This is a genomic window from Bradyrhizobium sp. U531, from assembly GCF_051710265.1.
Taxonomy (GTDB): domain Bacteria; phylum Pseudomonadota; class Alphaproteobacteria; order Rhizobiales; family Xanthobacteraceae; genus Bradyrhizobium.
The window spans coordinates 689,712-708,571 of record NZ_JASVEN010000002.1; the positions used below are offsets into that span (position 1 = coordinate 689,712).

The window sequence follows — 18,860 nt, forward strand, 5'->3', positions numbered from 1 at the left end:
AACGACGGTCGTTCAAGTAAAGAATTTCGAAGGAGAGCTTCATGGCTACAGCAGCTAACCCGGTCGGTCGCGTCACCCAGGTCATGGGCGCCGTCGTCGACGTTCAGTTCGAGGGCCACCTCCCGGCCATTCTCAATTCGCTGGAAACCAAGAACGGCAACATCCGCCTCGTGCTGGAAGTTGCGCAGCATCTCGGTGAATCCACCGTGCGCACGATCGCTATGGACGTGACCGAGGGTCTGGTTCGCGGCCAGGAAGTCACCGATACCGGCGAGCCGATCCGCGTTCCCGTCGGCGAAGGCACGCTCGGCCGAATCATCAACGTCATCGGCGAGCCGATCGACGAAGCAGGTCCCGTCAAGACCGAAGCTCTGCGCCCCATCCATCAGGAAGCGCCGACCTACACCGACCAGTCCACCGAGGCTGAAATTCTCGTCACCGGCATCAAGGTCGTCGACCTTCTGGCCCCGTACGCCAAGGGCGGCAAGATCGGCCTGTTCGGCGGCGCCGGCGTCGGCAAGACCGTGCTGATTCAGGAACTGATCAACAACGTCGCGAAGGCGCACGGCGGCTACTCCGTGTTCGCCGGCGTGGGCGAGCGTACCCGCGAGGGCAACGACCTCTATCACGAGTTCATCGAGTCCAAGGTCAACGCCGATCCGAAGAATCCGGACCCGAGCGTCAAGTCGAAGTGCGCGCTGGTGTTCGGCCAGATGAACGAGCCGCCGGGCGCCCGCGCCCGCGTCGCGCTCACGGGTCTGACCATCGCGGAAGACTTCCGCGACAAGGGCCAGGACGTGCTGTTCTTCGTCGACAACATCTTCCGCTTCACCCAGGCCGGCTCGGAAGTGTCGGCGCTGCTGGGTCGTATTCCGAGCGCCGTGGGTTATCAGCCGACGCTCGCGACCGACATGGGCGCGCTGCAGGAGCGCATCACCACCACGCAGAAGGGCTCGATCACCTCGGTGCAGGCCATCTACGTTCCGGCCGACGACTTGACCGACCCGGCGCCCGCGACCTCGTTCGCGCATTTGGATGCGACCACCACGCTGTCGCGTTCGATCGCCGAAAAGGGCATCTACCCGGCGGTGGATCCGCTCGACTCGACCTCGCGCATGCTCTCCCCGCTGGTCGTCGGCGAGGAGCACTACGCGGTCGCCCGTCAGGTCCAGCAGGTGCTGCAGCGCTACAAGGCGCTCCAGGACATCATCGCCATTCTCGGCATGGACGAGCTTTCGGAAGAGGACAAGCTGACGGTGGCGCGCGCCCGCAAGGTCGAGCGTTTCATGTCGCAGCCGTTCCACGTCGCCGAAATCTTCACGGGTTCGCCGGGCAAGTTCGTCGACCTCGCCGACACCATCAAGGGCTTCAAGGGCCTGGTGGAAGGCAAGTACGACCACCTGCCGGAAGCCGCCTTCTACATGGTCGGCACCATCGAAGAAGCCGTCGAGAAGGGCAAGAAGCTGGCTGCTGAGGCGGCCTAAGCATCTCGTCATTGCCGGGCGAAAGCGCGAAGCGCGTCTTCAAGCTAACGTCCCGGCGATCCATCGAGAGAGAACTTTCGTTGATTGATGGACCCGCGGGTCAGGCCCGCGGGTGACAAGCGAAGCAAGCGGAAAAACCATGGCCACCTTCCACTTCGATCTCGTCTCGCCGGAAAAGCTCGCATTCTCTGGCGAGGTCGATCAGGTCGACATCCCCGGCGTCGAGGGTGATTTCGGCGTGCTGGCCGGACATGCGCCGGTCGTGGCTGCGATCCGCCCGGGCATTCTCACCATCACCGCCGGCGGGAAGCATGAGAAGGTCATCGTGCTCGGCGGTCTCGCCGAAGTTTCCGAAAAGGGCCTGACCGTGCTCGCCGACGTCGCGACCTCGGTGGCCGAGCTCGATCGCGCCAAGTTCGCCGAGACGATCGCGGGAATGCAGGAAAGCCTGAAGGAGCACGAAGGCAGCGAGCTCGATCAGGCCATCGAGCGGCTCGACCATTTCAAGAGCATCCAGCATCAGCTCAACGCGACGGCCATGCATTAAGCCCCGAGGCATCGCTTCGGGGCTCCAAGGTCTCAGATTTTCGAACCGATTCGGCGCTCGTCACGGAAGTGGCGGGCGCCGAAACTTTGTTGCACCGTGCCGGGGATCGCGGCATTCTGCCCGCATATTTGTTCCCGGGGCGGGTAACTGATGAAACGCAAGATCGCAGCGATTCTTGCAGCCGATATTGCCGGCTACTCGCGACTGGTCGCGGAAGACGAGGAGGAGACGCTGCGGCGTCTGGCCTCCTATCGCGAGGTCATCGACGATTTCATCGCCAAGGCCAGTGGGCGCATCTTCAATACGGCCGGCGATGCCGTGCTCGCGGAATTCCCGAGCGCCGTCGACGCGGTGCGCTGTGCGATCGACATCCAGGAAAGCCTGCGAACCCGCAACATGGCCTATCCGCCGAGCCGGCAGATGTCGTTCCGCATCGGCATCACCATCGGCGACGTGGTCGAGCGTAACGGCGATCTCTTAGGCGACGGCGTCAACATCGCGGCAAGACTTGAAGGGCTCGCCGAGGTCGGCGGCATCTGCGTCTCCCGCGCGGTGCACGAGCAGGTCGCCAACAAGCTCTCGGTGCAGTTCGCCGATATCGGCGCGCAGGAGGTCAAGAACATCCCGACGCCGGTGCACGCCTACATGGTGGCGATGCGGCGCGAGGACGGCACCTATTCCAAGCCGCAGCTGAAGAAGCCGGCCTCTGGGCTCGCCGCCACTCCCGTGTGGATGTGGCCGCTGGTGGTGGCGGTGGTCTCGATCGTGGGCATCGGCGTTTCCGGCTTCCTCTACAACACCAAGCTCAAGCAGACGGCGAGTGTCGCGCCGACTCCGGCCGCGACGCCCAGCGCAGCGCCCAGTGCGAAGCCCAGCATCACGCCAACGGCAAGTGCCGCGACGCCGAGCCCGTCACCGACCCAGCTCGCCAAGGCGCCGATGGCCCCGATGGCGCCGTCCAATGCCGGCGCCGCGATGGCACCGATGCCGGCGCCGTCGCCGTCGGAATCGCCGATATCAGGCAAATTCCCCGCCGACAGTGTGCCCTTCATCAACGAGCGCGTGCGCAGTTTTCTTGCGGGTGATTATGCGAGCGCCGGCGATCACAAGGCTTTCGCGCTCAATGTCGGCGGCTTCACCGGCTCGGCGCTGAACCAGGCGAGCGAAGAGGCCGCGCGCAACACCGCGCTCGAGCAGTGCCAGAAGCGCGCCGACGCCGCGCAATCGCCGCGGCGCTGCGAGCTCTACGCGGTCGGCAACAATGTCGTGTATGCGCATGGCAAGCCGCCGATGCCGGCAGCTCCTTACTTCCGGCATGACGCCATGACCGAGCGGGCCTTCGTCTCGAAGGATTTTCCGATGGTGCGCGAGCCGCAGAAGGTCCGGCTCGAGAACATCTTCGTGCCGGCGGCGAAATCCCGCTCGGTCGCGCTCGGCCCGGGCGGACAATATTTCATGGTGCTCGGCGCGACATCGGCGGAGGACGCGGCGCGCCGGTCGCTGGAATCGTGCGGCGCGATTGCCGGCACCGCGTGCATGGTCGTCGCGATCGACGATAATTTCGTCGTGCCGATCCCGACCCTGTTCAGGATCACCGGCTTCTTCCATGCCGCCTCCAACGCCTCGATCCTGGCAGATGCGCGCGGCGAGGTGGTGCGCAAGATCGGCGACGCCATGGGCTGGACCGCAATCGCCGTCGGCACCGCCGGCCGGCCGGGCCTCGGCCTCAAGGCCGCCGACGAGCAGGCGGCCGTCAGTTCCGCGCTCGCCGACTGCGCCAAGCGCGACAGCGACTGCCACGTCATAGCAATCGGCCCGTTCACGGTGGGACCGATCAATTAGCGATGCCGCGGCATTGGCAGTCGACTCCCTCTCCCGCTTGCGGGGGAGGGCTGGGGTGGGGGCTGTCTCCGCATTGGGATTGTCGGGAAATGCCTGCCCTTGAGGTGTAGGGAGCGGGAGAGCGAGCGCCCCTCACACTTAAAAGTTCGGCGAAAATTTCCTCATGATTTCAAACCCCGTTCTACTGTGCATGGGGTTGTTTTCGCGATTTTAGTTCGCGAAGGGCGCAAACTCTCGCGCCACTGCGAGATAGACCTCGCGCCGGAAGGGCACCACGACGTCGGCAACGCGGTCCAGGCGCTCCCAGCGCCAGGCGTCGAACTCGGCGGGCTGGCCGTTGCGCGGCGTCAGCGGATCGATCTCGTCATCCTTGCCGGTGAAGCGCAGCGCGAACCATTTCTGGCGCTGGCCGCGGAATTTCGCGAGGCGATGCGTCTGCGGGCCGTCATAGGGCGGGAATTCGTAAGTGAGCCAGTCGGTCTCGCCGAGGAAGCTTGCGCTGACAACGTTGGTCTCCTCCCAGAGCTCGCGCATCACAGCATCGCGCAGATTCTCGCCTTCGTCGACGCCGCCCTGCGGCATCTGCCAGTCGAGCCCCGGCAGGATGATCTCAGGGCCATCGCCCTTGAAGCGGTGGCCGATCAGCACGCGGCCTTCGGCATTGAAGAGGGCGATGCCCACATTGGGGCGGTAGGGCTTTTCAGTCGTCACGCAAATCTTTCTATCGTCGTCATTCCGGGGCGCGCAGAGCGCGAGCTCGGAATCCATAACCACAGGCCGGGATTTGTGGAAAGCTCGTGGTTGCCATCGCCTGTCCAATTTCTCCCCGGCGTTATGGGTCCCCGCCTTCGCGGGGACGACGACCGAGAGTATGGCGGCAGGTGACCCGGCTCATTCATCGGCCAGCGCGGAAAATTCCTGCACCACGCGCTCGTAGACCGGGCGCTTGAAGGGAATGATCAGACCGGTGAGGTTCTTCATCGGCTCCCAGCGCCAGTTCACGAATTCGGCCTTGTGGCCGCCGCCGCCGGGCTTCTCGACATTGATCTCGCTGTCCTTGCCGGTGAAGCGCACCGCGAACCATTTCTGGCGCTGGCCGCGGTAGCGGCCCTTCCAGGTACGCCCCGCGACCGTGCGCGGGATGTCGTAGGTGAGCCAGTCCGGGACCTCGCCGAGCCGCTCGACCGAGCGCACGCTGGTCTCCTCATACAGCTCGCGCTTGGCGGCTTCCCAATTGTCCTCGCCGGGATCGACGCCGCCTTGCGGCATCTGCCAGACATGGGTGTCGTCGACATGCTCGATGCCGCCGGCACGGCGGCCGATGAACACGAGACCCTTGCTGTTGAGCAGCATCACACCGACACAGGTCCGGTAGGGCAGATCCTCGTAACGCGCCATTCCGCCAGACCTCTTGCATGCTGCAGGTTCGGCCCAACCGGTCCCCCGCCAGGACCCGGGCCGCACCAATCCGTTGATTTAGCTGGATTTTGATTTCAGCATCGCGGTTGTCAATGGCACCAAAAGGATACCTCGGTCGCCCAATGTCTTGGTCCAGGCGCTGATGCGGTCGATCGAGACGGGAAGGGCGCTGGCCGTGCCCACCGCCGCGCCGCGCTCGCGTGCCGCCGATTCCAGCTTGTTCAAGGCGCGGTCGATCTCGGTCGGGGTCGGCACCGCGTCGATCGCGATGTCGCCCTTGCCGAACGGCATCGCCGCGCTGCCCGCGGCCTGGGACGCGATGCTGCGGGGCGAGGAGCCGTCGTCGAAGAAGCCGAGGCCGCGCTTGGCCGCCTCGCGGATGATCGGCTGCATCGCAGGCTCGGTCGCGACGAAGCGCGCGCCCATGAAATTGGTGATGCCGGCATAGCCCTGCATCCGGCTTAGATGCCAGTACAGGCGGTCCATGTTCTGGTCGGGGCTGAGCGAGGTCAGAAGCGTCTGCGGGCCGGGGTCGTTGTCCGGGAAATCGTAGGGCTCCATCGGGATCTGCAGGAAGATCTCGTGGCGCTGCGCACGGGCGCGTTCGGCGAGCTTGCCGGGATCGGCGCCGTAGGGCGTGAAAGCCAGCGTCACCGCCGGCGGCAGCTTCATGATGGCATCGGTGGTCTTGGCGGCGCCGACGCCGAGGCCGCCGATCACGATCGCGACCACCGGCATCTTGGCGGCCTTGGCGCGGTCCGCGTCCGCGGCATAGACGTTGAAAGGCTTCAGGTCGCCGGCGACCATCGGGATCATGCCGTAGCGCGATTTCTCCAGCATCTTCGGGTCGATCCCGGCCATGACCGGCGGCGGGGCCGAAGCAGCCGCGGCCTCGCTCTTTTCGGCGGCATCGCCGGCGCCGATCACCACGTCGTGGCGCGCGCCGGTGGAGCCGTCGATCATGGTGACGGTCTTCTGCTCGCCCGGCGATTTCGGCGCTTCCTTGGTCTCGTGCTTGCTGTCCGGCTTGCTCTCGTTCTTGCCGTCCTGGCCGTGACCGGAGGCTGCCGGCTTCTCGTCGGTCGCCTTGGAATCACCGATCGCGATCCGCTTCATCGGCTCGCCGCCGAGCGGATCCTTGTTGAAGATGGCAAAGCCGGCAAAGCTGAGCAGGAAAAGGCCGAGCAGAACGGCGAGCAACTGCATGGCCGTGAACGGCAGCCGCAGCCGGCGTTTCCGGCGCGGCTTGTCCTGTCCGAGCGGGGTGCTCAGATCATCGGCCGTTTCAGTCATGCGAGATCCCGAATCACTGCTGCCGACGATACCACGCCACGGTCAAGCGGCGGCAGGCCGGGATAGGCCGGGGATGCCGGGAGCTGCCAAGAGTTCCAAGCAAAAAGGGCGGCTCCGGGAGCCGCCCTTTTCGTGAGATCGCGTGTGGCGCCGACTTAGTTGGCCGCTTTGGGCTTGTCGGTCGTGGCCTTGTTGTCGCCGCCGGGGGCGGGCGCGGCCGAGGCGCTGTTCTTGATGCCGTGGAGCAGGTCGCCGGCGAGCTTGAGCGCCTTGTCGTCCTTGGCGTCCGGCGGGACGTAGGACTGCGAGCCGGTCTTCTCGTCGCCGTCGTTCTTGAGATGGCCGCGCAGCGAAGCCTCGCCCTTGGTGTCGGTGCGTGCCTTCAGCTCGTCCGGCACGTCCTGCAGCACCTCGATGTCGGGCACGATGCCCTTGGCCTGGATCGACTTGCCCGACGGCGTGTAGTAGCGCGCCGTGGTCAGGCGCAGCGCGCCGTTGCCGCTTCCGAGCGGGATGATGGTCTGCACCGAGCCCTTGCCGAACGAGCGCGTGCCGACGATGGTCGCGCGCTTGTGGTCCTGCAGCGCGCCGGCGACGATCTCCGACGCCGAGGCCGAGCCGCCATTGACCAGCACGATGACCGGCTTGCTCTTGGTGAGGTCGCCCGCATGCGCGGTGCGGCGCTGGGTCTCCTCGGCATTGCGGCCGCGGGTCGAGACGATCTCGCCCTTCTCCAAGAACGAGTCGGAGACGGTGACCGCTTCCTCGAGCAGGCCGCCCGGGTTGTTGCGGAGGTCGATGATGTAGCCCTTGAGCTTGTCGCCGATCTGATTCGAGAGGTTGGCGACCTCGCGCTTCAGGCCCTCGGTGGTCTGCTCGTTGAAGGTGGTGATTCGGATATAGGCGATGTCGTCCTGTTCGACGCGCGCGCGCACCGAGCGGACGCGGATGTTGTCGCGCACCAGCGTGACGTCGAGCGGATTGTCCTGGCCCTTGCGGATGATCTTCAGCTTGATCTTGGTGTTGACCGGGCCGCGCATCTTCTCGACCGCCTGGTTCAGGGTCAGGCCCTGCACCGCCTCGTCGTCGAGATTGGTGATGATGTCGTTGGCCATGATGCCGGCGCGCGAGGCCGGCGTGTCGTCGATCGGCGAGACCACCTTGATCAGGCCGTCCTCCATCGTCACCTCGATGCCGAGGCCGCCGAACTCACCGCGGGTCTGCACCTGCATGTCGCGGAAGCTCTTGGCATCCATATAGCTGGAATGCGGATCGAGGCCGGTGAGCATGCCGCTGATGGCCGATTCGATCAGCTTGGTGTCGTCGGGCTTCTCGACATAGTCGGAGCGCACGCGCTCGAAGACGTCGCCGAACAGATTGAGCTGGCGATAGGTGTCAGCGGTGGCGGCTCGCGCGCTGGAGCCCATGAACACCGCGCGCGGCTGCGTCACGAACAGCATCAGCGCTGCGCCCGTGGCTGCGCTGAGGAGGATTACTGAAGTCTTGCGCATCATCCGCGAACCTTCTCGCCTTCATTTGCGGCCCACCATGGGCCTGGATCGATTGGAGTGCCGTCCTTACGGAACTCGACATACAGCACAGGTTGACTCGCGTTCGTCGCGAGAATGGAGGCGACTTGAGATGTCGACCCCATGGTCGCGACCGGCTCCCCCGTGAGCACAAACTGTCCGATGTTGACCGAAATGCGCTCCATCCCGGCGATCAGGACATGATACCCGCCCCCGGCGTTGAGGATCAAGAGTTGTCCATAGCTGCGGAACGGGCCGGAATAGACCACCCAGCCGTCACACGGCGTTGTGACCTGGGAGCCCGGCTTGGTCGCCAGCGAAATGCCCTTCTGGACCCCGCCGACGCCGTCGGAACCGCCAAAATCCCTGATCTTGTTACCGTTAACCGGCAGCGGCAGCAGGCCCTTGGCAGAGGCGAAGGCGATCGCCGGGGTGGTCCGGGAACGGTCCTTGAACGCGCCCGGCCCCGATTTGGCGCTGGCGGCCGCGTTTGCCGCCACAGCCTTGGCCTCCTTGGCCTCGGCCTGCCTGGCCGCTTCGGCGGCCTTCTCGGCCGCCTTGGCGGCGCTCTGCAGGTCCTGCTCCATCTTGGTGATGAGCCCCTGGAGATCGCCGACCTGCCTTGAAAGCGCGATCGCGCGCGAGTTCTCGGCGTCGAGATCCTTCTCGCGCGCCGCCTGCTGGCGCTGCCGCTCGTCGACGAGGGCGGTGAGCCGGGTCTGATCGCTCCTGACCTTGTCGCGGTCGGAGGCGAGCTGGTCGCGTTCGGTGGCGATGGTCTTGCGCAAGGCCACGAGCTCGCCGAGCTCGCTTGCGATCTTTTCGGCGCGGCCGCGCAATTCGGGGACGACGGCGCCGAGCAGCATCGCGGTGCGCAGCGACTGCAGCGCATCTTCGGGACGCACCAGCAGCGCCGGCGGCGTGCGCCGCCCGGCCCGTTGCAAGGCCGCTAGCACCTCGACGATGTCGGCGCGGCGCGAATCAAGCGACGCGCGCATCTCCTGCTCGCGGCCGTTCAGGCTTCGCAGCCGTGCTTCGGTGTCGTCGATCTTGGTCTCGACCCCGCGCACATTGGCGGCGGTGTCGATCAGCTGTTGATTGAGCTGGGTGCGGTCCTTGCCGAGCGAGGTGATCTCGGATTTGAGCTTGGCCTGGGCTTCCTCCGCGCTCTTCTGCCTGGCGCGGGCGGCCTCCAGCTCCTGCTCGCGCTGCTTGATCGCATCGGGCGAGACGGCCGCGGTCTGCGGCGCTGCCGTCTGAGCTTGCGCGAGGCTTATGCAAGCTTGCGCGAGGCTTGCGCCGGCAACGCCGGTGATCAGCAGCAGGTTGAGGAGCGGCGCTCGCATCGTGTCGGCAAAGGTGCTCGTTGTGGCGCGCATCACGCGCGGTGATAGGGGTGGCCGGCCAGAATGGTGGCGGCCCGGTAAATCTGTTCCAGAAGCATGACGCGGACCATTTGATGCGGCCAGGTCGCAGAGCCGAACGCGATCGCGAGCTTGGCCTTACGGCGCAATTCGGGCGAAAGTCCGTCCGCCCCTCCGATCATGAAGATAGTATGTCCGGCCCCCTCGTCGCGCCAGCGCGCCAGATGCCGTGCGAATACGGTGGAATCGAGATTCTGGCCGCGCTCGTCCATCGCCACCAGGATCGCCTTGTCGGGGATATGGGCCGAGATCGCCGCAGCTTCCTCGGTCATCCGCGTCGCGGTATCGCGCGCGCGGCTCTCCGGAATTTCGTGGATGGTGAGCTCGCGGAATCCGAGCTTGCGGCCGGCCTCCTCGAACCGCTCGAAATAGCGGTCGGCAAGCTCCCGTTCGGGGCCCTGCTTCAGCCGGCCCACCGCAATGACAGCAACACGCATGGGTTCTTCAGGGTCGCGTTTTCAACACCGCGCGCAGGTTGCGCGCGCACGACGCTAGCATGCGCGTCAGCCGATTCGAAATCGGCCCTTTGAGCCTAGATCGCCTTCGCCGCCCCTGGGCCCTGCGTGTACAACCGCTCGAGGTTGTAGAACTCGCGGACTTCGGGTCTGAACACGTGCACGATCACATCGCCGGAATCGATCAGCACCCAGTCGCAATTGGGGAAGCCCTCGACATGGATGTTCTTGATGCCGTTTTCCTTGAGGCCCTTGGCGACGTTCTCCGCGATCGCGCCGACGTGCCGGTTGGCCCGGCCGGTGGTGACGATCATGTAGTCGGAGTACGCCGATTTGCCGCGAAGGTCGATGGTGACCGTCTCTTCCGCCTTCATGTCGTCGAGGCGGGAGAGGATCAGGCTCAGCGTCTTGTCGGCGTCGGGTTGCGCCTTCAAGGCCGCAGCTTTGGTCGATGTTTTACGCGCCGGCTTTGCCTTGGGTAAAACAGACTTCGTTGAAGCTGACTTCGTCGAGGCTGATTTGGACAATACAGATGTGGTCAGGGACCATTCCTTTCACTGTATCGCGAACGCCGAATCCGACGCTCACTGGTTACACTACATCATGTGGGGTTAAGGGTTTCAATATGCCAGAGAGCCCGGAGCCGCCCCCCGTCCGCACACTCTGTCTCACTTCGTACCTTTCCAGCTGCCGTCCGGGTTCCGCAGGCCCGTGGAGGACAGATTCAGCTTCAATCCGGTCAGGAATACCCAGGCCGGCGCCGGCTGATCCGCGAGCAGCGCCGCCTTGTTCTCGGGCAAGCGGTAACGCGCTAGGGCTTTGGCGGCGGGCGAGGCCAGGGCACGAAAACTCTGCGGTGGACGATCGATGATCGCCATCGGTACCTGGCCGGCGATGCGCCGCCAGTCCTGCCATCGATGGAATTGAGCGAGGTTGTCGGCGCCCATGATCCAGACAAAGCGCAAGCCCGAGAGGCGGCGGCGCAAGGTGTTGATCGTGTCGATAGTATAGCGGGTCCGAATGACGGATTCGAGACAGCTCACCTCGATCCGCGGGTCGTCGGCAATTTCGCGCGCCGCCTGCATGCGCTCGCCGAGCTCATACAGCGTGCCGTTCTCCTTCAGCGGATTGCCTGGCGTCACCAACCACCACACGCGATCGAGCTGCAATCGCTTGAGCGCGAACTGGCTGATTGCGCGATGGGCCTGATGCGGCGGGTTGAACGAACCGCCGAGCAGGCCGATGCGCATGCCCGAAGTGTGGGTGGGTATGGCCTGCGCGAAGAAGCGCGGGACGACGAAATTGTTGCTCAATGCCCCGCGCCTTGCAACGTTACTTACGGCCGCGTCTGCCCGGTGCCGTGAACGCGATATTTGAAGCTGGTCAATTGCTCGGCGCCGACGGGGCCGCGGGCGTGGAAGCGGCCGGTGGCGATGCCGATCTCGGCGCCGAAGCCGAACTCGCCGCCATCGGCGAACTGCGTCGAGGCGTTGTGCAGCACGATCGCGGAATCGACCTCGCTGAGGAATTTTCTCGCCGCAGTCTCATCCGCGCTGACGATCGCATCGGTGTGGTGCGAGCCGTGATCCTGGATATGCGCGATCGCGCCGTCGACGCCGTCCACCACTTTCGCCGCGATGATCGCGTCGAGATATTCGGTGTCCCAATCGTCGTCGCTGGCGGGTTTGACGCGCGCGTCGGTCTTCTGCACGGCGTCGTCGCCGCGCACCTCGCAGCCGGCCTCGATCAGCATCTCGACCAGCGGCTTCAAATTCGTCGCAACAGCGGCGCGATCGACCAGCAGCGTCTCGGCGGCACCGCAGACGCCGGTGCGGCGCATCTTGGCGTTGAGCACGATCGACTTCGCCATGGCGAGGTCGGCGCTGGCATCGACATAGACGTGGTTGACGCCTTCGAGATGCGCGAACACGGGCACGCGCGCTTCCTGCTCGACGCGCGCGACCAGGCTCTTGCCGCCACGGGGCACGATGACGTCGACGGAGCCATTGAGGCCTGAGAGCATCATGCCGACCGCCGCGCGGTCGCGCGTCGGCACCAGCGTGATCGCGGCCTCGGGCAGACCGGCTTCGCGCAGGCCCTGCACCAGGCATTCATGGATCGCGCGGCACGACCGAAAACTGTCGGAGCCGCCGCGCAGGATCACGGCGTTGCCCGACTTCAGGCACAGCACGCCGGCGTCCGCGGCAACGTTCGGCCGGCTCTCGAAGATCACGCCGACCACGCCGAGCGGCACGCGCACGCGCTCGATGGTCATGCCGTTCGGGCGCTGCCAGCTCTCGGTGACCGTGCCGACGGGATCGGCGATGCCGCGCACGATGGCGATGCCCTCGGCCATGCCCTCGACCCGCGCGGGCGTCAGCGTCAGGCGGTCGATGAAGGAGGAGGTGGCATTGCCGGAGGCGCGGGCTTCCGCGACGTCCTCGGCATTGGCGGCGAGAATGGCGGCCGCATTGGCGCGAATCGCCCGTTCCATGGCTTCGAGCGCCCGGTTCTTCTGCTCCGGCGGCGCCAGCGCCAGCACGCGCGCGGCGGCGCGGGCACGGGTGGCGAGATCGGACATCAGCGCCTGAAGATCGGCATTGCCGTCGACGGCTTTGAGGGGGGCGGCCATGGGAGTTTCAACCTTTGCTAAGGCGGTGTCCTAGCACGGAAATCCCGGGCCTGCGAAGGGTCGGGAGGGTATGGCTGAGGCCCGGTTTGCGCCGCTGGGTCGGCCAATGGCCGAGTCGTGCGGAAGGCCCGCCGGCGGCTTGCGGTTCGTCGAAATATCAATAATTATCATTATTTGATACCGGAGCTTCCCATGGCCAGCAGTTACAGCATCGGCAAACATTTCGAGGCCCTGATCGACGGTCTCGTCGAGAGCGGACGCTATGCCAGCGCGAGCGAGGTGATGCGCGAAGGTCTGCGTCTCGTCGAGGAGCGCGAAGAACAGCGCAAGCTCAAGCTGCAGGCGCTGCGAGAGGAGATCCAGAAGGGATTTGATAGCGGGCCGATGGAGGAGATCGAGGACCTGCATCAGTGGATTGAAGACATCAAGACGCGGGGACGGCAACGGCTGGCGGCGCGCAAACGTGGCCAATAGATTCCGCAAAGCTCCACAAGCAGATCTCGATCTCGATGCAATCTGGGACTTCATTGCTTCGGACAGCGCTACGGCCGCCGAGAAGCAGATCGAACGCATCGGCGAGATTTTCGAGATGCTGATGGAGAACCCGCTGCTTGGACGGGAGCGACTGGAGTTGCGCGCAGGCTTACGAAGTTTAGCGGTAGGAAATTACGTGATCTTCTATATCCCGCTGCCTGATGGCGTGGAGATCATTCGCGTGATGCACGGCCGACAGGATATCAACTCCGACGACATGCAATAGTTGAGTACCGTCGCCTCACCCGCCCACCACGAGATCGTCGCGGTGGATCATCTCGGCGCGGCCGCTGATGCCGAGAATGGTCATGACGTCTGGCGACGAGCGGCCCTTGATCCGCTCGGCCTCTTCGGCGTCGTAGGCGATCAGGCCGCGGCCGATCTCGCTGGTGTCGGGGCCGCGCACGATCACGGCGTCGCCGCGGGCGAACTGGCCCTCGACCTTGATCACGCCGGCCGGCAGCAGGCTGGCGCCGGCGCGCAGCGCCGTCACGGCGCCGGCATCGATCGTCAGCGTGCCCTTCGGCTCCAGCGTGCCGGCAATCCAGCGTTTGCGCGAGGTGATGGGATTGGCCGGCGTCAGGAACCAGGTGCAGCGGCCGCCATCGGCGATCGCCTGCAGCGGATGCTCGATCTTGCCGGAGGCGATCAGCATATGCGTGCCGCCGGTCGTGGCGATCTTGGCCGCCTCGACCTTGGTGCGCATGCCGCCGCGCGACAGCTCGGACTCGGCGTCTCCAGCCACGGCCTCGATCTCCGAGGAGATGCTCTCGACCACCGGAATGAGCTTTGCGTTCGGGTTGTTCTTTGGCGGGGCGTCGTAGAGGCCGTCGATGTCGGACAGCAGCACCAGCAAATCGGCGCTCGCCATGGTGGCGACGCGGGCGGCGAGGCGGTCGTTGTCGCCGTAGCGGATCTCGTTGGTCGCCACCGTGTCGTTCTCGTTGATGACGGGGATGGCGCGCCATTCCAGCAGCTTGCCGATGGTGGAGCGCGCATTGAGATAGCGGCGGCGCTCCTCGGTATCCCCGGGCGTGACCAGGATCTGGCCGGCGCCAATGCCGTGGTCCCCGAGCACCTCGGACCAGATCCGAGCCAGTGCGATCTGGCCGACCGCAGCCGCGGCCTGGCTCTCTTCCAGCTTCAGCGGGCCGCGCGGCAGCTTGAGGCGGCTGCGGCCGAGCGCGATCGAGCCGGAGGAGACGACGAGGACGTCGCGGCCTTCCTTGTGCAGCTTGGCCATGTCGTCGGCGAGCGCGGCGAGCCAGGACGAGCGCACCTCGCCCTTGTCGGAATCGACCAGCAGCGCGGAGCCGACCTTGACGACGATGCGGCGGAATTGACTGAGTTCGGGGCTGGCCATGTCTGTATGTGTGTCGGCGCGCTCGGGCGATCTGCTCTGCAGTGGAGGCGGCGGAGCGAGAGAGCGGCGCCGATAGGCCTGCTTTTGCAGCAGGACGATGGCCGGCGCAAGGCGGCCGGGGCGGTAAATGGCGAAGGTCGGCCTTGTCGGGGACGCCGCCCTGGTCCTAACTGCGGCCAACCAAAATGGGGCCGGAGAGGAAACGAATGGATCGCCGCAAATTCATGGCCGGATGCCTCGGACTGCCGTTGCTGGCGCAGGCTGGCGAGGCACAAGCGCAGGCCGGGCTCAGCAAGATCATCTTCCCGTTCGCAGCGGGAGCCGGCGGCGACACGCTGTGCCGCCTGATCGCGCAGGAGATGGCGCCAACGCTGCAACGGACCCTCGTGGTCGAGAACCGCACCGGCGGCGACGGCCTGATCGGTATCAAGGCGGTGAAGGGTGCGAGCCCCGACGGCAGCATGGTGCTGGTGACCACGGGCCCCACAATGTACCTGCTGCCGATGGTGGAGACGACGCCGAGCTTCGACACGGCGAAGGATTTCATGCCGGTGTCGCTCCTGGCGCGGTTCGAATTCGCCGTCGCCATCAACCCCGCGATCGAAGCCGCCGACTTCAAGGGATTCGTCGCCTGGCTGAAGGCGCATCCGGACAAGACCTCGTTCGGCGTGCCGAGCAACGGCACGATTCCGCACTTCATGGGCTCCAAGCTGGAGAAGGATCTCGGCATTCCCCTGACCCGCGTGCCCTATCGCGGCAGCGCGCCGATCCTCAACGACATCATTGGTGGCCACATCTCGTTCGGTATCGTGACATTGGCCGATGCACTGCCGCAGCATCGCGCCAAGGGCGTGAGGATCATCGCGACCTCGAGCGCCGAACGCTCGCCCTTCGCGCCCGAGGTGCCCACGCTGAAGGAGAGCGGCATCGATCTCGTCGCGGACGCCTGGTACGGCATGTGGCTTCCCGCCGGCAGCCAGCTTGACTTCGCGAGCAAGCTCGGCGCGGCCGCCAGCGCCGCGCTGGCCAAGCCGGAGGTGAAGGAGAAGCTCACGGCGATCGGCCTGATTCCGGTCGGCAGCAATGCGGACGGGCTGACCAGGGAGCTCGCGGCGAATACGGCGTTCTGGCAGCCGATCGTGAAGGCGACGGGGTACAAGATCGAGAATTGAGTCTCTCCTCCGTCATTGCGAGGAGCTCTTGCGACGAAGCAATCCAGCCGTCTCCGCGGATGCATTTCTGGATTGCTTCGCTGCGCTCGCAATGACGGCGCGGGTGGATGCTCGATTGTATCCGCGAAGCAACCTCGTGGAGAGCGTCTACATCTTCGCGCGCTGCGCGATTCCGTCCTTGATCGACGCCAGCTCTTTCTCATCCCAGATGCCGATCAGCACGCCACCCTTCACCTGCAGCTGGTTGTCCGCATAGGCCGCGATCTTCTCGCGCGGTGTGGTGATGTGGTCGTTCGGATGCAGTGCCCAGTCGAACAGCTCGGCCTGAAGCCGCGCGATGATGCCGGCGCAATCCGGATCGTCGCCCCGATCCAGAAACTCCTCCGGATCGGTTTCGAGGTCGTACAGCATCGGGCGGAAGCCGGAGGCGTGGATGTATTTCCAGCGGCCGTCGAACACCATGAACAGGCGGCAGCGCTCGATTGGCTGGTTCAGCTTCAGCCGCACGTCCTGCATGGCATAGTCGTATTCGGAGAACGCGACCTTGCGCCAATCCGCCGGCGTCGGCCCGCGCAGCAGCGGCAGCAGCGAGCGTCCTTCGAGGATGTGGCCCGGCACCTTGCCGCCGAAATAATCGACGAATGTCGGGGCGAGATCGATGCCTTCGACCAGCGCCTCGCTGCGCGTGCCGCGCGTCGCATCCGCTTCCTGCGAGGGATCGATGATGATCAAAGGGATCTTGGCGGACTGCTCGTGGAACAGGTCCTTCTCGCCCATCCAGTGATCGCCGAGATAGTCGCCATGATCGGAGGTGAACACGATCATGGTGGTGTCCAGAAGACCGCGTTCACCTAAGAATTTCATCAGCACGCCCATCTGGTCGTCGATCTGGGTGATCAGGCCCATATAGGTCGGGATCACCTTCTCCCGCGCCTCGTCGCGCGCCATGTTGCGGGAGTAGCGCATGTCCATATAGGCGCCGAACACCGGATGCGGGTTCTGCCGCTCGCGCATCGAGCGGATCACCGGGATCATGTCATCGGTCGAATACATGCTCGCATAGGGCTCTGGTGCGATATAGGGCCAGTGTGGCTTGATGTAGGACAGATGCAGGCACCAGGGCCGGCCGTCAGTCTCGGCTTCGCTGATGAAGTCCATCGCGCGGCGCGTCATGTAGGGCGTCTCGGAATGCTCGTCCGGCACGCGCGCGGCCTTGTCGGCATGCACCAGCAGCCAGCCGTTCTGCAGGGAGCCGTCGTCCGCGGCGCCGGAATTGGCCCAATGCTCCCAGGGATTGGTGGCCTCGAAGCCTTGGCTGCGCAGATATTCGTCGTATTTCGGACGCGGCCGCCCTGTCGGATGGAGGCCGTCGTCGCGCTCGTACGGCTCGAAGCCACATTCGGCGACATGCACGCCGATGATCGATTCCGGGGGGATGCCGAGCGCCTTCATGCCTTCGAGATCGGGCGCCATGTGGGTCTTGCCGACCAGCACATTGCGCACGCCGATCTTGCCCAGGTGATCGCCGAGCGTGGGCTCGCCGACGCGCAAGGGCCAGCCGTTCCAGTGCGAGCCGTGCGAGCGCATGTAGCGGCCGGTGTAGAACGACATCCGCGAGGGCCCGCAGATCGGCGATTGCACATAGGCCTTGCTGAACAGCACGCCGCGTTTCGCCATGGCGTCGATGTTCGGGGTCTTCAGCGTGGGATGGCCGGTGCAGCCGAGATAATCATAGCGAAGCTGGTCGCACATGATCCAGAGAACGTTCTTCGCGCGCGCCATGCGTCATCCCTGCATTTTCTTGATGGTGCGATGCTGCGATATTGGAGGCGCGATGGCAACCTGCCAGTGGTGCGCGGTTGCGGCTACACATTCCGGTGTCGTCCCTGCCGAGTGCGCAATTGCGCACGGGCGCAGGGACCCATAACCCCAGGGAGTAGTTTGGCGAAGACTAGAAGTTCGGTACTGCGACCGCCCGCAATCGATAGATCGCGCGGTATGGGTCCCTGCGTTCGCAGGGACGACAGTGAGTCTACGCCGACCACGGCTCCGCTTCGGCGGCGCTCTTGGCCTTGGCCGACACCGGGGCCTCGCCGATCACCTCGACGAGCGCACGCAGGGCCTCCTTGACGCCGTCGCCGGTGACCGCCGACAGCAGCAGCGGCGTCTTCTTGGCGGCGCGCTTCAGGCGCTCCTTCTGCTTCTTGAGCTCGTCCGGCTGAACCGCGTCGATCTTGTTCAGCGCGACGATCTCGATCTTGTCGGTGAGCAGCCCGCCATAGGCGTCGAGCTCCTTGCGCACCGTCTTGTAGGCCTTGCCGGCGTGCTCGCAGGTTGCGTCGATCAGATGCAAGAGCACGCGGCAGCGCTCGACATGGCCGAGGAAGCGGTCGCCGAGGCCGGTGCCTTCATGCGCGCCCTCGATCAGGCCGGGAATGTCGGCGAGCACGAATTCGCGGCCGTCCGCATTCACGACACCGAGCTGCGGATGCAGCGTGGTGAAGGGATAGTCGGCGATCTTCGGCTTTGCCGCGCTGACCTTGGACAGGAAGGTCGACTTGCCGGCATTGGGCATGCCGACCAGCCCGGCGTCGGCGATCAGCTTCAGCCGCAGCCAGATCCAGCGCTCTTCGCCAGTCTGGCCGGGGTTCGCGTTGCGCGGCGCGCGGTTGGTCGAGGTCTTGAAATGCGCATTGCCGAAGCCGCCATTGCCACCCTCGGCCAGCACGAATTTCTCGCCGACCTCAGTGAAGTCGTGGATCAGCGTCTCGCGGTCCTCGTCGAAGATCTGGGTGCCCATTGGCACCTTCAGCACGATGTTCTTGCCGTTGGCGCCGTGACGGTCCGAGCCTGAGCCGTTCTCGCCCTTCTGGGCCTTGAAGTGCTGCTGGTAACGGTAGTCGATAAGCGTGTTGAGGCCATCGGCGACCTCGAGGATGACGTTGCCGCCGCGCCCGCCATTGCCGCCGGAGGGACCGCCGAATTCGATGAACTTCTCGCGGCGGAACGCCACGCAGCCGTTCCCGCCGTCACCGGAGCGGATATAGACCTTTGCTTCGTCGAGGAATTTCATGGGCCATAGGTAGGGCAGGGGCGGGGATGCGGCAACCCGAACTTGTCCGTGAAATCAGGGAAATTCGGCAAATTTCGGTGCTTGCTTAACCCT

Annotated in this window: 18 protein-coding genes; 6 read left to right on the forward strand and 12 right to left on the reverse strand. The window is 65.2% G+C overall.

Annotation, left to right across the window (positions count from 1 at the left end; all coding sequences use genetic code 11):
- Positions 1 to 41: 41 nt before the first annotated feature.
- The 3 genes from atpD (at position 42) to QRQ56_RS15165 (ending at position 3,873) form a co-directional block, all read left to right on the forward strand.
- Positions 42 to 1,484 carry a F0F1 ATP synthase subunit beta gene (gene atpD / locus QRQ56_RS15155; protein WP_438741131.1) on the forward strand — a complete coding sequence of 481 codons (1,443 nt, stop codon included), beginning with the start codon at positions 42 to 44 and terminating at the stop codon, positions 1,482 to 1,484.
- Between the two features lie 139 nt (positions 1,485 to 1,623).
- Entirely contained in the window at positions 1,624 to 2,031 is a 408-nt protein-coding gene (locus QRQ56_RS15160; RefSeq protein ID WP_438741134.1) for a F0F1 ATP synthase subunit epsilon, read from the forward strand.
- 150 nt (positions 2,032 to 2,181) lie between these two features.
- The gene (locus QRQ56_RS15165; RefSeq protein WP_438741135.1) at positions 2,182 to 3,873 is read left to right on the forward strand and encodes an adenylate/guanylate cyclase domain-containing protein; all 1,692 of its coding nucleotides are present in this window, start codon (positions 2,182 to 2,184) and stop codon (positions 3,871 to 3,873) included.
- Between the two features lie 210 nt (positions 3,874 to 4,083).
- Here QRQ56_RS15165 and QRQ56_RS15170 read toward each other — a convergent pair whose 3' ends face one another.
- The 9 genes from QRQ56_RS15170 to QRQ56_RS15210 form a co-directional block, all read right to left on the reverse strand.
- On the reverse strand, positions 4,084 to 4,584 hold the full coding sequence (locus QRQ56_RS15170) for an RNA pyrophosphohydrolase (RefSeq protein WP_438741137.1): 501 nt from the start codon (positions 4,582 to 4,584) through the stop codon (positions 4,084 to 4,086).
- A gap of 180 nt (positions 4,585 to 4,764) precedes the next feature.
- Positions 4,765 to 5,271, reverse strand: coding sequence for an RNA pyrophosphohydrolase (locus QRQ56_RS15175; RefSeq protein ID WP_438741139.1), 507 nt, complete (start codon positions 5,269 to 5,271; stop codon positions 4,765 to 4,767).
- Positions 5,272 to 5,349: 78 nt separating this feature from the next.
- Positions 5,350 to 6,585 (reverse strand): divergent polysaccharide deacetylase family protein, encoded by a 1,236-nt coding sequence (locus QRQ56_RS15180; RefSeq protein ID WP_438741140.1) that lies wholly within the window; start codon positions 6,583 to 6,585, stop codon positions 5,350 to 5,352.
- Positions 6,586 to 6,740: 155 nt separating this feature from the next.
- The gene (locus QRQ56_RS15185) at positions 6,741 to 8,099 is read right to left on the reverse strand and encodes a S41 family peptidase (protein ID WP_438741141.1); all 1,359 of its coding nucleotides are present in this window, start codon (positions 8,097 to 8,099) and stop codon (positions 6,741 to 6,743) included.
- Entirely contained in the window at positions 8,096 to 9,460 is a 1,365-nt protein-coding gene (locus QRQ56_RS15190) for a murein hydrolase activator EnvC family protein (protein ID WP_438741142.1), read from the reverse strand. Before QRQ56_RS15190 ends, QRQ56_RS15185 begins: the two co-directional genes overlap by 4 nt.
- A 32-nt stretch (positions 9,461 to 9,492) precedes the next feature.
- Positions 9,493 to 9,975 carry a 23S rRNA (pseudouridine(1915)-N(3))-methyltransferase RlmH gene (rlmH, locus tag QRQ56_RS15195; RefSeq protein WP_438741143.1) on the reverse strand — a complete coding sequence of 161 codons (483 nt, stop codon included), beginning with the start codon at positions 9,973 to 9,975 and terminating at the stop codon, positions 9,493 to 9,495.
- Positions 9,976 to 10,070: 95 nt separating this feature from the next.
- Entirely contained in the window at positions 10,071 to 10,427 is a 357-nt protein-coding gene (rsfS, locus tag QRQ56_RS15200; protein WP_438741144.1) for a ribosome silencing factor, read from the reverse strand.
- Positions 10,428 to 10,661: 234 nt separating this feature from the next.
- Positions 10,662 to 11,306 (reverse strand): nicotinate-nucleotide adenylyltransferase, encoded by a 645-nt coding sequence (locus tag QRQ56_RS15205; protein WP_438741147.1) that lies wholly within the window; start codon positions 11,304 to 11,306, stop codon positions 10,662 to 10,664.
- 23 nt (positions 11,307 to 11,329) lie between these two features.
- Positions 11,330 to 12,625, reverse strand: a complete 1,296-nt coding sequence (locus tag QRQ56_RS15210) for a glutamate-5-semialdehyde dehydrogenase (RefSeq protein ID WP_438741149.1) — start codon at positions 12,623 to 12,625, stop codon at positions 11,330 to 11,332.
- 192 nt (positions 12,626 to 12,817) lie between these two features.
- Between QRQ56_RS15210 and QRQ56_RS15215 the strand changes: the two genes are divergently transcribed.
- On the forward strand, positions 12,818 to 13,099 hold the full coding sequence (locus QRQ56_RS15215) for a type II toxin-antitoxin system ParD family antitoxin (RefSeq protein ID WP_438741152.1): 282 nt from the start codon (positions 12,818 to 12,820) through the stop codon (positions 13,097 to 13,099).
- On the forward strand, positions 13,089 to 13,385 hold the full coding sequence (locus tag QRQ56_RS15220; RefSeq protein WP_438741154.1) for a type II toxin-antitoxin system RelE/ParE family toxin: 297 nt from the start codon (positions 13,089 to 13,091) through the stop codon (positions 13,383 to 13,385). The genes QRQ56_RS15215 and QRQ56_RS15220 overlap by 11 nt, the downstream gene beginning before the upstream one ends.
- Before the next feature lie 15 nt (positions 13,386 to 13,400).
- Here the strand turns inward: QRQ56_RS15220 and proB are convergent, their stop codons facing one another.
- Entirely contained in the window at positions 13,401 to 14,522 is a 1,122-nt protein-coding gene (gene proB / locus QRQ56_RS15225; protein WP_438741155.1) for a glutamate 5-kinase, read from the reverse strand.
- A gap of 206 nt (positions 14,523 to 14,728) precedes the next feature.
- Here proB and QRQ56_RS15230 point away from each other — a divergent pair, with 206 nt between their 5' ends.
- Positions 14,729 to 15,694: a Bug family tripartite tricarboxylate transporter substrate binding protein gene (locus QRQ56_RS15230; RefSeq protein WP_438741158.1), complete on the forward strand. Its 966-nt coding sequence runs from the start codon at positions 14,729 to 14,731 to the stop codon at positions 15,692 to 15,694.
- A 147-nt stretch (positions 15,695 to 15,841) separates the two neighbouring features.
- On the opposite strand, the gene QRQ56_RS15235 is transcribed toward QRQ56_RS15230, so the two are convergent.
- Entirely contained in the window at positions 15,842 to 17,476 is a 1,635-nt protein-coding gene (locus QRQ56_RS15235; protein ID WP_438741160.1) for an alkaline phosphatase family protein, read from the reverse strand.
- 250 nt (positions 17,477 to 17,726) lie between these two features.
- The gene (gene obgE, locus QRQ56_RS15240) at positions 17,727 to 18,767 is read right to left on the reverse strand and encodes a GTPase ObgE (RefSeq protein WP_438741162.1); all 1,041 of its coding nucleotides are present in this window, start codon (positions 18,765 to 18,767) and stop codon (positions 17,727 to 17,729) included.
- Positions 18,768 to 18,860: the final 93 nt, after the last annotated feature.

Excerpts from the sequence above, each read along its gene's own strand:
- QRQ56_RS15185 (WP_438741141.1), bottom strand. The coding sequence starts at position 8,099 with ATGATGCGCAAGACTTCAGTAATCCTCCTCAGCGCAGCCACGGGCGCA.
- proB (WP_438741155.1), bottom strand. The coding sequence starts at position 14,522 with ATGGCCAGCCCCGAACTCAGTCAATTCCGCCGCATCGTCGTCAAGGTC.
- QRQ56_RS15175 (WP_438741139.1), bottom strand. The coding sequence starts at position 5,271 with ATGGCGCGTTACGAGGATCTGCCCTACCGGACCTGTGTCGGTGTGATG.
- QRQ56_RS15160 (WP_438741134.1), top strand. The coding sequence starts at position 1,624 with ATGGCCACCTTCCACTTCGATCTCGTCTCGCCGGAAAAGCTCGCATTC.
- QRQ56_RS15180 (WP_438741140.1), bottom strand. The coding sequence starts at position 6,585 with ATGACTGAAACGGCCGATGATCTGAGCACCCCGCTCGGACAGGACAAG.
- QRQ56_RS15215 (WP_438741152.1), top strand. The coding sequence starts at position 12,818 with ATGGCCAGCAGTTACAGCATCGGCAAACATTTCGAGGCCCTGATCGAC.
- QRQ56_RS15165 (WP_438741135.1), top strand. The coding sequence starts at position 2,182 with ATGAAACGCAAGATCGCAGCGATTCTTGCAGCCGATATTGCCGGCTAC.
- QRQ56_RS15190 (WP_438741142.1), bottom strand. The coding sequence starts at position 9,460 with ATGCGAGCGCCGCTCCTCAACCTGCTGCTGATCACCGGCGTTGCCGGC.
- QRQ56_RS15230 (WP_438741158.1), top strand. The coding sequence starts at position 14,729 with ATGGATCGCCGCAAATTCATGGCCGGATGCCTCGGACTGCCGTTGCTG.
- rlmH (WP_438741143.1), bottom strand. The coding sequence starts at position 9,975 with ATGCGTGTTGCTGTCATTGCGGTGGGCCGGCTGAAGCAGGGCCCCGAA.
- atpD (WP_438741131.1), top strand. The coding sequence starts at position 42 with ATGGCTACAGCAGCTAACCCGGTCGGTCGCGTCACCCAGGTCATGGGC.
- QRQ56_RS15210 (WP_438741149.1), bottom strand. The coding sequence starts at position 12,625 with ATGGCCGCCCCCCTCAAAGCCGTCGACGGCAATGCCGATCTTCAGGCG.
- QRQ56_RS15235 (WP_438741160.1), bottom strand. The coding sequence starts at position 17,476 with ATGGCGCGCGCGAAGAACGTTCTCTGGATCATGTGCGACCAGCTTCGC.
- obgE (WP_438741162.1), bottom strand. The coding sequence starts at position 18,767 with ATGAAATTCCTCGACGAAGCAAAGGTCTATATCCGCTCCGGTGACGGC.